Below are 12,185 nucleotides of genomic sequence, written 5' to 3'. Positions count from 1 at the left end.
CCGGGTCCTACGTCGTACCGTCTCTCGGAGGTTGGCACGCGGTCCACCCCCGGGGATTTGCGTCTCAGGCAATGAGACGTCAATATCATCCCATGGACAACACCAGTGGAGTCGGCGTTCTGGACAAGGCGGCCATCGTCCTCGGCGCCCTAGAGGCCGGACCGTCGACCCTCGCGCAGCTCGTCACGGCCACCGGCCTGGCCCGTCCCACGGCCCACCGCCTGGCCGTGGCGCTGGAGCATCACCGGCTCGTCAGCCGCGACCTGCAGGGCCGATTCGTGCTCGGTCCGCGCCTGGCCGAGCTGGCCGCCGCGGCCGGCGAGGACCGGCTGCTCGCCGCCGCAGGCCCCGTGCTGGGGGCGCTGCGCGACCACACGAACGAGAGCGCCCAGCTGTTCCGCCGTCAGGGAGACCAGCGCATCTGCGTCTCGGCGGCCGAGCGGCCGGTCGGGCTGCGCGACTCCATCCCGGTTGGGGCCACCCTGTCGATGCTCGCCGGCTCGGCCGCCCAAGTGCTGCTCGCCTGGGAGGAGCCGGACCGCCTCCACCGCGGGCTGCACGGCGCGAAGTTCACGGCGACGAGCCTGTCCGGCGTCCGCCGTCGCGGCTGGGCGCAGAGCGTCGGTGAGCGAGAGGCGGGCGTGGCGTCCGTCTCCGCGCCGGTGCGCGGGCCTTCGGGGCGGGTCGTGGCTGCGGTCTCGATCTCCGGGCCGATCGAGCGCCTCTCCCGGCAGCCGGGCCGGCTGCACGCCGCGACCGTGGTGGCCGGCGCGAACAAGCTCACCGAGGTGCTCGCCCGTCACCATGCACAGCAGCAGCAGCAGAACAACGCCTGAGTCCAGCGCGTCACCCGCCGCGAGTGGGCGGGGGGCGGCGCGCATACCGTCACGGGCGAACTCGACCCCCTTCGCTCGAACGCCCTGGCATGCGCACCGCCGGGTGTCCCCGCGGTCATCCTTCGACATCGGCGCGGCAACGGGCAAGGCGGTTTCGTCAGGCAAGACTCGTCGCGAGTAACTCCCATGGAGCCCCCTGGGTGTCGGCTCGCGAACCGAAACCGCCTTTCGGATGTCCCCAGGCGGCTTTCGTATCGCGCGAGGAGTCCCCGGGGCCCTCTCCGGATGGGCCACGCTGGCGTCGGCGCATGAGCAGATCCGGGTGCCGTCGGGGCGGTGCACCACGCAGAGACGGCGAAGGCCCTCGTCCGAGGACGAGGGCCTTCATCGCGTAGCCCCGACGGGATTCGAACCCGCGCTACCGCCTTGAGAGGGCGGCGTGCTAGGCCGCTACACAACGGGGCCCTAGCTGGTCTGACCTGGCGCGGACGCCCGGGCAGCGGAGAGAACCTTACCGAAGGTGGTGGGAATCTCCGAATCGGCGTCTGTCACAAGGACTTGCGCCTGAGCTGGGGTACCAGGACTCGAACCTAGAATGACGGTACCAGAAACCGTAGTGTTGCCAATTACACCATACCCCAAGGGGGTATCACTCCCCGCGCGCTCGAAAGCCTTCAGGGGGTGAACCGAGAGCCGATACTACCGGGCTCGCGAGCGCGTTCCCAAATCGGCCACTGCGGACCGGCCGGCCCGGGCTGGCGGAGTGTGCCGCGTCAGCCCAGCTGGTCGCGCAGGCGGCCCAGCCGGGACAGGGTCGGGGCCTTGCCGAGGATCTCCATGGACTCGAACAGCGGAGGGCTGATCCGCTGCCCCGAGACCGCCGTGCGCAGCGGCCCGAACGCGAACTTCGGCTTGATCCCCATGCCGTCCACGATGGCGGCGCGCAGGGCCGCCTCGATCGGGGCGGCCCTCCAGCCGCTGTCCGACCCGAGGACGCCCTGGCCCGCGTCGTCGAGGGGGCCGAGCGCGTCGATCGCTGCGGCCAGGACCTCACGGGAGTCGTCCTTGAGCTGGGCCCTGGCGTCATCGGCGATCTCGAGCTCGTCGTCGGCCACGAAGAACGGCCGGACCAGCGCCGTCGCCTCGGACAGCAGGACCATGCGGGTCTGGATCAGCTCGGTGACCTTGCCGAGGCGGGCCAGCTCACCCAGGCTCGGGCTCGCCGGCATCACACCGTCGCGCTGGAGGTAGGGCAGCAGCCGCGAGGCCAGCTGCCCGGTCTCGAGCGCCCTGATGTAGACGCCGTTGAGCCACTCGAGCTTCTTGAGGTCGAAGATCGGCCCGACCGGGTTGACCTTCTTCCAGTCGAAGTCGCTGCTGAACTCCTCGAAGGTGAAGACCTCGACGTCCTCACCGTCCGGGCCGACTGCCGGCGGGTAGGCCAGCAGGGCCAGGAAGTTCACCAGCGCCTCGGGCAGGTAGCCCTGCTCCTGGAACCAGGTGAGCCTCGCCGCAGGGTTCTTGCGCTTAGAGATCTTCGACTTGTCGGTGTTGCGCAGCAGCGGCATGTGCGCCCACCGGACCGGCTCCAGCCCGAACCAGCGGTAGAGCAGGTTGTGCTTCGGTGTGCTGGAGATCCACTCCTCGCCGCGCACGACATGGGTGATGCCCATCTCGTGGTCGTCCACGACGACGGCGAGGTGGTAGGTCGGGAAGCCGTCGGCCTTGAGGATCACCTGGTCGTCCGGACGCGGCGCCGAGACCCGGCCGCGGATGAGGTCATCGAACTGGAGCTCCACGTCCTCGGGGATGAGCATCCGCACGACCGGCGTCTCGGAGAAGCCCGGAAGCTGGGCGCGCTCGTCGCGGGTCCTGCCGTGGCACAGGCGGTCGTAGCCGGTGGGCTGCTTGCTCTTCTGCTGCACCTCGCGCATCTGTGCGAGCCGCTCCGTGGAGCACCAGCAGTGGTACGCCTTGCCCTCCGCCAGCAGCCGCTCGACGTACGGGCGGTAGGTGTCGAGCCGCTCCGACTGGCGGTACGGCGCGTACGGGCCGCCCACGTCGGGTCCCTCGTCCCACTGCAGACCCAGCCAGCGCAGGGTGTCGAACACCTGCTGCTCACTGTCCTCGCGGAACCGTGCCCTGTCGGTGTCCTCGATGCGCAGCACGAAGCTGCCGCCCTGCTGGCGGGCGAAGGCCAGGTTGAACAGCGACATGTAGGCGGTGCCGACGTGCGGGTCACCGGTGGGCGACGGCGCGACGCGCAGGCGAGGGGTGGGGTGGGTGCTGGCGGGCTGGTCTGTCATGGTGCCCCGATTCTAGGGACCGGCACCCCAGGGCTCGTATGCCGCGTGGCCGGGCCACGCGGCATACGTCGCCTCAGCGGCGGACGAAGGGGTTGGTGAGGGTCCCGATGCCCTCGATCTCCACGCTCACGCTCGAGCCGGGCTGGACCAGGCCGACACCGGCAGGCGTCCCCGTGAGGATCACGTCGCCGGGCAGCAGGGTGAACGCCTGCGAGATGTACGAGACCAGCGTCTCCACGTCGTGGATCATGTCGGCCGTCGTGCCGTCCTGGACCACCTCGCCGCCGTGGCGGGTGCGGATGGCCAGGTCCGAGACGTCCAGGTCGGTGACGATCCACGGGCCGAGGGGGCACGAGGTGTCGAAACCCTTGGCGCGTGCCCACTGTCCGTCGCTGCGCTGCAGGTCGCGGGCGGTGACGTCGTTGGCGCAGGTGTAGCCGTAGACGACCTCCTTGACGCGCTCCCGCGGCACGTCCTTGGCGATCCGGCCGATGACCACCGCAAGCTCGCCCTCGTAGGACACCTCGTCGGTGATCGACGGCATGACCACGGGGTCACCGGGCCCCACCACGGCGGTGTTGGGGACGAGGAAGAGCAACGGCTCCGTGGGCGGCTCGCCACCCATCTCTCGGGCGTGGTCGGCGTAGTTCTTGCCCACCCCGATCACCTTGCTGCGCGGGATGACGGGCGTGAGCAGGCGAACCTCCTCGAGGAGGACCTGCTCGCCGGTCAGCACGATGGGCTGGTAGAGCGGGTCGCCCTGCACCTGGGCGATGAGCTCCTTGCCTGGCTCCCCCTCGACGATGCCGTAGGCCGGGTCCTCACCTGTCGTGTATCTCGCGATGCGCACAGGATGAGCCTATCCGGCGCCTCTCAGCGGTCAGCGGGCGGAGAACTCGCGGCGGTAGCGCTGGGGTGAGGTGCCGACGACGGTCTGGAAGTGGCTGCGCAGCAAGGCCGCGGAGCCGAAGCCGCTCTGGGCTGCGACCGAGTCCACCGGCAGGTCGGTCTGCTCGAGCAGCTCGCGGGCGCGGAGCACCCTCTGCTGGACGACCCACTTGTGTGGCGTCGTGCCGGTCTCCTTGACGAACCGGCGCGCGAAGGTGCGCTCCGACATCATCGCGAGCCTGGCCAGCTCAGGGACCGCGTGCGCCGCGTCGAGGTGCCGGGTGATGTGGTCGAGCACCGGCTGGATGCTCTCGCAGTCGCTGTCGGGCACCGGCGCCTCGACGTACTGACGCTGCCCGCCGTCGCGCTGCGGTGGCACCACCATGCGCCGGGCGATCCGGGTCGCGACGCTCGCACCGAGCTCACGCCGCACGAGGTGCAGGCAGGCGTCGATCCCCGCCGCTGTACCCGCACCGGTGACGATCGAGCCGTGGTCGATGTAGAGGACGTCCATCGACACCTGGGTCCGGGGGAAGCGGGACGCGAACTGCTCGGCATACCTCCAGTGCGTCACGGCCGAGAGGCCGTCCAGCAGGCCCGCCTCGGCGAGGATGAAGGCGCCCGTGCAGATCGACAGGATGGTCGCCCCCTGTCGGTGCGCGTCACGGATCGTGTCGAGCAGCTCATCGGGATAGGTGTCCTTGATGCCCCCTGCCGGGATGACGACGAGGTCGGCGCTGACGGCATCCCGCCACGTGTGGGTGGGCACGAAATGGCCGCCGCTGGTCGTGGGGACGGCCTCGCCGGGACGTTCGCCGCACGTGAGGAACGTGAACGGCGGCACGCCGTCGTCGGTGCGGTCGAGACCGAACACCTCGCCGGCGATGGACATCTCGAACAGGGACATCGGGCTGGTGGCGATGGCGGCCACCGTGGACAGGGCCATGCCCCCAGTGTGGCAGGAAGCCGGCTCAATGACTTGGTTCTGCCATCAGCCCCCCACGGCTACCCTTCACCGGGTGAGCTCGACCGAGGCACCGCGAACCCTCCCACTCCTGCCGCGAGTGCTGGCGCGCGAGGAGTGGACCGAACGGGAGGCCGCCCACCAGGAGCGCGTCGACGCGGCTACGGCCACCCACCGCGAACGCCGGCAGTCCGGCCGCGCGCACCCGGTCGAGGACTTCCTGTTCACCTACTACCCCTTCAAGCCGGCGCAGCTGCGGCGCTGGCACCCGGGCCCCGGTGTGCTCCTGGCCGATGCCGAAGACCTGCCGCGCGCCGGGTGGCGCCACTACCGCGAGGCGGCCGGGGGTGTCGAGCTCGACCGGACGGCCTACCTGCGGGCGCGTGGCGACCTGCTCGACCGGGTGCACCGCCTGGTCTCGGCGACCGCCGCCCGACCGGCTCAGCTCGGCTGCTTCGGGCTGCACGAGTGGGCCATGGTCTACCGGCTGGAGGAGGACGAGGTGCGCCACCGCGGCTGGCCCCTGCGGCTGGGTGGCGCCGGGACCGATGCGGTGGTCGAGAGCCTGCAGCTGAGGTGCACGCACTACGACGCCTACCGCTTCTACACGCCGCCTGCCCGCTCGCTGAACCTGCTGCAGCCCACCCGCGAGCGACAGGAGAGCCTGGAGCAGCCCGGCTGCCTGCACGCCGGGATGGACCTCTACAAGTGGGCGATGAAGCTCGCGCCGGCGGTTCCCAGCAATCTGACGATGGACTGCTTCGACCTGGCCCGCGAGATCCGCGTGCTCGACATGCGCGCCTCCCCGTACGACCTGCGTGCGCTCGGCTACGCGCCCCTGCCGATCGAGACCGCCACCGGACGGGCGGAGTATGCCGCGAGGCAGCGCGCGTTCGCCGAGCGCGGCCAGCTCCTGCGCACCCGCCTCCTCGCTGCGCTGGACGCTGTGCGCGGGAGCGTCGACGTGGCCGTAGGCTGACCTACCGTGTCGAAGGTTCTGACGTCCCTGCCTGTTGGTGAGCGTGTCGGGATCGCCTTCTCGGGCGGTCTGGACACCTCTGTCGCCGTTGCGTGGATGCGCGAGAAGGGCGCGATCCCCTGCACCTACACCGCCAATCTCGGGCAGTACGACGAGCCTGAGATCGACACGGTCCCCGACCGCGCCGGCCAGTACGGCGCCGAGCTCGCCCGTCTGGTCGACTGCCGAGCGGCGCTCGTCGAGGAGGGGCTGTCAGCCGTCGCGTGCGGCGCCTTCCACATCCGCAGCGGTGGCAAGACCTACTTCAACACCACTCCCCTGGGCCGCGCGGTCACCGGCACGCTGCTCGTGCGGGCCATGAAGGACGACGGCGTCGGCATCTGGGGTGACGGGTCGACCTTCAAGGGCAACGACATCGAGCGCTTCTACCGCTACGGCCTGCTCGCCAACCCCGCGCTGCGCATCTACAAGCCGTGGCTCGACGCCGAGTTCGTCTCCGAGCTGGGCGGCCGCCAGGAGATGTCCGAGTGGCTCACTGCGCGTGACCTGCCCTACCGCGCGAGCGCCGAGAAGGCGTACTCCACGGACGCCAACATCTGGGGCGCGACACACGAGGCCAAGACGCTCGAGTTCCTCAGCGAGAGCATGGAGATCGTCCAGCCCATCATGGGCGTGGCCTTCTGGGACGAGTCGGTCCAGATCGCCACGGAGGACGTCACCGTGCGCTTCGAGCAGGGCCGCCCGGTGGCGATCAACGGACAGACCTTCCCGGACGCCGTGGCACTGGTCGACGAGGCCAACCGCATCGGTGGGCGCCACGGGCTCGGCATGTCCGACCAGATCGAGAACCGCATCATCGAGGCCAAGTCTCGCGGCATCTACGAGGCACCCGGGCTCGCCCTGCTGCACCTGACGTACGAGCGGCTGCTCAACGCGATCCACAACGAGGACACCATCGCGAACTACCACGCGGAGGGTCGCCGTCTGGGTCGTCTGCTCTACGAAGGCCGGTGGCTCGACCCGCAGTCGCTGATGCTGCGCGAGTCGCTGCAGCGCTGGGTCGCCTCGGTGGTCACCGGTGAGGTCACCGTGCGGCTGCGTCGCGGAGACGACTACTCCATCGTCAACACCGAGGGTCCGGCGTTCAGCTACCACCCCGAGAAGCTCTCGATGGAGCGCACCGAGGACGCGGCCTTCGGCCCCGTCGACCGGATCGGTCAGCTGACGATGCGCAACCTCGACATCGCGGACTCCCGGGCCAAGCTCGAGCTGTATGCCGCGCAGGGCCAGCTCGTCGCCCGTCACCAGGACCTCGTGGGCGACCTCGAGCCCGGCGGCGCGAAGGAGATCTCGTCCAACCCCGTTGCGGCCCAGGCCGACTCGGACGACGACGCCCTGGACCGCGCCGCGATGGAGTCGGGCACCGACTGACGCGGGTCAGCGGACGGGAACGCCCGCCCGCACCAGGCCGTAGGTCACGCCGTCGACCAGCGCCTGCCAGGACGCCTCGATGATGTTGCCCGCGACCCCGATGGTCTCCCAGGACGTGGAGCCGTCGGAGGTCTCGATCAGCACGCGCGTCACGGCGTCCGTGCCGTGCGCGGCGTCGAGGATGCGCACCCGGAAGTCGATGAGCTCGAGCTTGTCCAGCTCGGGGTAGGCAGGCGCGAGAGCCTGGCGCAGGGCGTGGTCGAGGGCGTTGACGGGGCCGTTCCCCTCGCCGGTCGCCAGCACCCGCTCGCCGCCGGCGAAGAGCTTGACGGTCGCCTCGGAGAGGGCGTCGTCGTCACCCCGGGAGTCGGTGATGACGCGCCAGGACTCCACCTCGAAGAAGTCGTAGCCCCTGCCCTCGACCTCCTGGCGCAGCAAGAGCTCGAAGGACGCGTCGGCGGCGTCGAAGGTATAGCCCCGCAGCTCGAGACCCTTGACCCGCGCCAGCACCCGCGACAGCGTCTCGTCGTCGCCCGCGAGGTCGTAGCCCAGCTCGCGGCCCTTGAGCTCGATGCTGGCCCGACCGGCCATGTCGGAGACCAGCATGCGCATGTCGTTGCCGACGTGCTGAGGGTCGGTGTGCTGGTAGAGGTCGGGGTCGACCTTGATCGCGCTGGCGTGCAGGCCGGCCTTGTGCGCGAAGGCGCTGGCGCCGACGTAGGGCTGGCGCGAGTAGGGCGGGACGTTGGTGATCTCGCTGATGGCATGGGCGATGCGCGTCGCCTCACGCAGTCTCCCGGTCTCCAGGAGCGGCATGCCCTGCTTGATCTGGAGGTTGCTGACAACCGTGAGCAGGTCCGCGTTGCCGGTGCGCTCGCCATAGCCGTTGATGGTGCCCTGCACATGGGTGGCCCCAGCCTGCACCGCCGCCATGGAGTTCGCGACCGCGCACCCGGTGTCGTTGTGACAGTGGATGCCCAGGCGTGCCGACGTGGCCGCCACCGCGTCGGCGACGACGTCCGCGATCTGGTCCGGCAGCATCCCGCCGTTGGTGTCGCAGAGGGCCACGACCTCGGCGCCGGACTCGACCGCCGCCCGGATCACCTCCAGCGCATAGGCGCGGTCCGCGGCGTACCCGTCGAAGAAGTGCTCGGCGTCGAGGAACACCCGCCGCCCCTCCCCAGAGAGGAAGGCCACGGTGTCGCGCACCATGTCGAGGTTCTCCGAGAGGGTGGTGCGCAGCGCCGACTCGACGTGGCGCACATGGGACTTGGCGACGATCGTGACGACGGGGGCGCCCGAGTCGACCAGGGCGCGGACCAGCGGGTCGTCGGCCGCGTTACCGCCGGCCCGCCTGGTCGCGCCGAAGGCCGCGAGGGTGGCGTGCTGCAGTCGCAGCTCGCTGCGGGCGCGGGCGAAGAACTCCGTGTCCTTGGGGTTCGCGCCCGGCCAGCCGCCCTCGATGTAGCCCACGCCGAGCTCGTCGAGGTGCATCGCGATCGCCAGCTTGTCCGACACGGAGAGGTTGAGCCCCTCCTGCTGCGCGCCGTCGCGCAGGGTGGTGTCGTAGACGTGCAGGTCGCTCATCAGCTGGTCCTCATCACACTCGGTCTCGCCTGTGTCCTGGTGGTCATTGTCCTCCGCCGTCCCGCCCGCCGCCGGGCCTGGGGTGTGGCCGGCAGCGCCTTACAGACGAATGTCTGAAAAAGCGAAAGACCCCCCGGGTGCGGGAGGTCTGCGCGACGAGGAGGGCTCGTCGCGCTAGTCGATAATCACCATGGTGGTAGCCATGTGCCAGGACGTCACGCGCTCACTGTGACAGGTCCTGTCCAGGGGCTGAATCCCTGGTCCGCATGGTGGTCACCACCGACGTCACGAGCGCACCCGCGCGGCCTGCACGAGCGCGTCGAAGAGGCGCGGGTCCGTGCCCATCTCGGGATGCCACTGCACGCCGACCCGGAACGTCGCGGCGGGGTCCTCCATCGCCTCCAACGTGCCGTCCGGGGCCCACGCCGCCGCCTCGAAGCCGGGGTGTGTCTGGACCGACTGGTGATGGTACGTCGGCACCGTCGCCTGCGGACCGAGCAGCTCCGCCAGCCGGGTTCCCGGCACGGTCTCGACGTCGTGCGCGCCGTAGACCGCCAGCCCGGGCGCGTGGTCGACGTGCCCGACGCGGTCCGGCACATGCTGCTCCAGGACGCCGCCGGCGGCCACGGCCATCACCTGCATTCCGCGACAGATGCCCAGCAGCGGGATGTCCGTCTCTCCAGCCACTCTCGCGAGGGCCAGCTCGGTGCCGTCGCGGTCCGCCCGCGACTCCTGCACCTCGGGGTGCCGATCGGCGGCATACCGCTGGGGGTCGATGTCGGCGCCACCGGCGATCACGAGCCCATCGAGGCGCTCGAGCACCTCGGCTGCCAGCGCCTCGTCGGCGTCGGCCCGCGGTGGCACGAGCATCACCAGGCCGCCGGACTCCTCGACCATCGTGACGTAGCGCATCGGCAGGATGGCGCTGGGGACGTCGACCCAGCCACCCCTGGTGGCCGGCTCGACGTAGCACGTGATCCCGATGACCGGGCGCCGCCGCAGGCTCATCACATCCCCATCACACGGGGGTGACGTACGCGCCCGCGATCCCGCCGTCCACCAGGAACTGCGACGCTGTGATGAAGCTCGACTCGTCGCTCGCCAGGAACAGCACGGCGTTGGCGATCTCGGCGGGCTCGGCGAACCGCCCGACGGGGATGTGCACCATGCGACGGGCCGCCCGCTCGGGATCCTTGGCGAACAGCTCCTGGAGCAGCGGGGTGTTGACCGGGCCAGGGCACAGGGCGTTGACGCGCACCCCCTCACGGGCGAACTGGACACCCAGCTCGCGCGACATGGACAGCACGCCGCCCTTGCTGGCGGTGTAGGAGATCTGGCTGGTGGCCGCGCCCATGACCGCGACGAAGGACGCGGTGTTGATGATCGACCCGCGCTTCTGCTCCAGCATGTAGGGCAGCGCCGCCTTGCAGCACAGGTAGACGCTGGTCAGGTTCACCTCCTGCACCTTGCGCCAAGCCTCGAGGTCGGTCGTCAGGATCGAGTCGTCCTCGGGCGGCGAGATCCCCGCGTTGTTGAACGCCACGTCGACACTGCCGAACCGCTCCTTGGCCGTGGCGAAAAGGCGATTGACCTCGTCGGCGTCGGTGACGTCGCAGTGCACGTAGGCACCACCGACCTCGTCGGCCACCCGCTCGCCCGCCGCGTCGTCGAGGTCGCCGATGACGACCGTGGCGCCCTCCTCGGCGAAGCGTCGGACCGTCGCCAGCCCGATGCCGCTGCATCCGCCCGTGACGACGGCAACCCTGCCGTCGAGCCTGCCTGCCATGTGTGGGTCCTCTCGAGTGGTGGTGGAGATGTCAGTCATCGGTGGCAATGAAGACGTTCTTGACCTCGCTGAAGGCGTCGAGCGCATCGGGCCCCAGCTCGCGGCCGAGGCCTGACTGCTTGAAGCCGCCGAACGGGGTCGAGTAGCGGACGCTGCTGTGCGAGTTGACGGACAGGTTGCCGGCCTCGACGCCGCGGGCCACGCGGATGGCCCGGCCGACGTCGCGCGTCCAGATCGAGCCGGACAGCCCGTATGCCGTGTCGTTGGCCTTCGTGACCGCGTCCGCCTCGTCGTCGAACGGCATGACGGCGACGACCGGGCCGAAGATCTCCTCCTGCCAGACGCGGTCCTGCGTGGAGCGCGGCAGCACCACAGTGGCGGGGTACCAGAACCCCTCGCCGCCGGGCGCCTCACCGCGGAACGCCACGTCGACCGGCTCGGAGGGCTCGTCGACGAACGACCGCACCGTGTCGCGCTGGCCGGCGCTGATGAGCGGCCCCATCTCGGTCGACTCCTGTGACGGGTCTGCCACGACCACGCCCTTGACCGCGGGCTCGAGGAGCTCCATGAACCGGTCGAACACACTGCGCTGCACCAGGATCCGGCTACGAGCACAGCAGTCCTGACCGGCGTTGTCGAAGACGCCGTACGGCGCCGTCGCCGCCGCCCGCTCCAGGTCGCTGTCGGCGAAGATGATGTTCGCGCTCTTGCCACCGAGCTCGAGCGTCACCCGCTTGACCTGGTCGGCGGCGCCTCGCATGATCCGTTGCCCCACCGCTGTCGAGCCGGTGAAGCACACCTTGCGCACAGCGGGGTGGGTCACGAACCGCTCACCCACGACCGACCCCTTGCCGGGAATCACGGTGAACACGCCCTCGGGCAGCCCTGCCTCGAGGGCGAGCTCGCCCAGGCGGATCGCGGTCATGGGCGTGAGCTCGGCCGGCTTCAGGACGACCGTGTTGCCGGCCGCGAGCGCAGGGGCGAAGCCCCAGCCCGCGATCGGCATCGGGAAGTTCCAGGGGACGATGATGGCCACGGTGCCGAGCGGCTCCTTGAACGTCACGTCCAGGCCGCCGGCCACTGGGATCTGGCGCCCGAAGTGTCGCTCGGGAGCTGCGGCGTAGTACGCCAGCACGTCGCGGACGTTGCCTGCCTCCCACCGGGCGTTGCCGATGGTGTGGCCGGCGTTGGCCACCTCGAGCTGGGCAAGCTCCTCGCGGTGGTCGTCGACGACCTCGGAGAACCGCCGCAGCAGCCGGCCACGGTCGGCGGGCGAGACGGACCGCCACCCGGGACCGGCGGCCTCCGCGGCCGCGATCGCCGCGTCGGTCTCCTCGAGGCCGGCCAGGGTGACCTGGGTGACGACCTCTCCGGTGGCCGGGTTGACGACCTCGTGCCGAGTTGTCGT

At 70.4% G+C, this 12,185-nt stretch carries 10 protein-coding genes and 2 tRNA genes; 3 read left to right on the top strand and 9 right to left on the bottom strand.

Annotated features, from left to right (window positions below; genetic code table 11):
• Positions 1-92 precede the first annotated feature (92 nt).
• Complete coding sequence (locus VGN50_RS10515) at positions 93-836, top strand: IclR family transcriptional regulator (RefSeq protein WP_327444714.1); 744 nt, start codon at positions 93-95, stop codon at positions 834-836.
• A gap of 392 nt (positions 837-1,228) precedes the next feature.
• On the opposite strand, the gene VGN50_RS10510 is transcribed toward VGN50_RS10515, so the two are convergent.
• The 5 genes from VGN50_RS10510 to VGN50_RS10490 all read right to left on the bottom strand — a co-directional run bounded on the left by VGN50_RS10510 (position 1,229) and on the right by VGN50_RS10490 (position 4,976).
• Positions 1,229-1,301 (bottom strand) — tRNA-Glu (locus VGN50_RS10510).
• A 104-nt stretch (positions 1,302-1,405) separates the two neighbouring features.
• A tRNA-Gln gene (locus VGN50_RS10505) sits at positions 1,406-1,477 on the bottom strand.
• 132 nt (positions 1,478-1,609) lie between these two features.
• On the bottom strand, positions 1,610-3,142 hold the full coding sequence (gene gltX / locus VGN50_RS10500) for a glutamate--tRNA ligase (RefSeq protein ID WP_327444713.1): 1,533 nt from the start codon (positions 3,140-3,142) through the stop codon (positions 1,610-1,612).
• A gap of 73 nt (positions 3,143-3,215) precedes the next feature.
• Positions 3,216-3,992 (bottom strand): fumarylacetoacetate hydrolase family protein, encoded by a 777-nt coding sequence (locus VGN50_RS10495; RefSeq protein WP_327444712.1) that lies wholly within the window; start codon positions 3,990-3,992, stop codon positions 3,216-3,218.
• A gap of 30 nt (positions 3,993-4,022) precedes the next feature.
• Complete coding sequence (locus VGN50_RS10490; protein ID WP_327444711.1) at positions 4,023-4,976, bottom strand: GlxA family transcriptional regulator; 954 nt, start codon at positions 4,974-4,976, stop codon at positions 4,023-4,025.
• Between the two features lie 73 nt (positions 4,977-5,049).
• On the opposite strand from VGN50_RS10490, the gene VGN50_RS10485 reads away from it, so the two are divergent.
• Both VGN50_RS10485 and argG read left to right on the top strand, forming a co-directional pair.
• The gene (locus VGN50_RS10485) at positions 5,050-5,973 is read left to right on the top strand and encodes a 3-methyladenine DNA glycosylase (RefSeq protein ID WP_327444710.1); all 924 of its coding nucleotides are present in this window, start codon (positions 5,050-5,052) and stop codon (positions 5,971-5,973) included.
• A gap of 6 nt (positions 5,974-5,979) precedes the next feature.
• Positions 5,980-7,404 (top strand): argininosuccinate synthase, encoded by a 1,425-nt coding sequence (argG, locus tag VGN50_RS10480; protein WP_327444709.1) that lies wholly within the window; start codon positions 5,980-5,982, stop codon positions 7,402-7,404.
• A 6-nt stretch (positions 7,405-7,410) separates the two neighbouring features.
• On the opposite strand, the gene cimA is transcribed toward argG, so the two are convergent.
• From cimA to VGN50_RS10460, 4 genes are all read right to left on the bottom strand, one after another.
• Complete coding sequence (cimA, locus tag VGN50_RS10475; RefSeq protein ID WP_327444708.1) at positions 7,411-8,991, bottom strand: citramalate synthase; 1,581 nt, start codon at positions 8,989-8,991, stop codon at positions 7,411-7,413.
• A 285-nt stretch (positions 8,992-9,276) separates the two neighbouring features.
• Positions 9,277-9,999 (bottom strand): gamma-glutamyl-gamma-aminobutyrate hydrolase family protein, encoded by a 723-nt coding sequence (locus VGN50_RS10470; RefSeq protein ID WP_327444707.1) that lies wholly within the window; start codon positions 9,997-9,999, stop codon positions 9,277-9,279.
• A gap of 10 nt (positions 10,000-10,009) precedes the next feature.
• The gene (locus VGN50_RS10465) at positions 10,010-10,777 is read right to left on the bottom strand and encodes a 3-oxoacyl-ACP reductase (RefSeq protein ID WP_327444755.1); all 768 of its coding nucleotides are present in this window, start codon (positions 10,775-10,777) and stop codon (positions 10,010-10,012) included.
• Between the two features lie 31 nt (positions 10,778-10,808).
• The coding region (locus VGN50_RS10460) for an aldehyde dehydrogenase family protein (RefSeq protein WP_327444705.1) at positions 10,809-12,185 on the bottom strand (1,377 nt) is incomplete at its 5' end.

The organism is Pedococcus sp. (assembly GCF_036000045.1).
Taxonomy (GTDB): domain Bacteria; phylum Actinomycetota; class Actinomycetes; order Actinomycetales; family Dermatophilaceae; genus Pedococcus.
This window is presented reverse-complemented; position numbering and strand designations above follow the sequence as displayed.

What these genes read in the sequence shown, in the direction of transcription:
- VGN50_RS10515 (WP_327444714.1), top strand. Translation starts at nt 93, where the DNA reads ATGGACAACACCAGTGGAGTCGGCGTTCTGGACAAGGCGGCCATCGTC.
- gltX (WP_327444713.1), bottom strand. Translation starts at nt 3,142, where the DNA reads ATGACAGACCAGCCCGCCAGCACCCACCCCACCCCTCGCCTGCGCGTC.
- VGN50_RS10490 (WP_327444711.1), bottom strand. Translation starts at nt 4,976, where the DNA reads ATGGCCCTGTCCACGGTGGCCGCCATCGCCACCAGCCCGATGTCCCTG.
- cimA (WP_327444708.1), bottom strand. Translation starts at nt 8,991, where the DNA reads ATGAGCGACCTGCACGTCTACGACACCACCCTGCGCGACGGCGCGCAG.
- VGN50_RS10470 (WP_327444707.1), bottom strand. Translation starts at nt 9,999, where the DNA reads ATGAGCCTGCGGCGGCGCCCGGTCATCGGGATCACGTGCTACGTCGAG.
- VGN50_RS10465 (WP_327444755.1), bottom strand. Translation starts at nt 10,777, where the DNA reads ATGGCAGGCAGGCTCGACGGCAGGGTTGCCGTCGTCACGGGCGGATGC.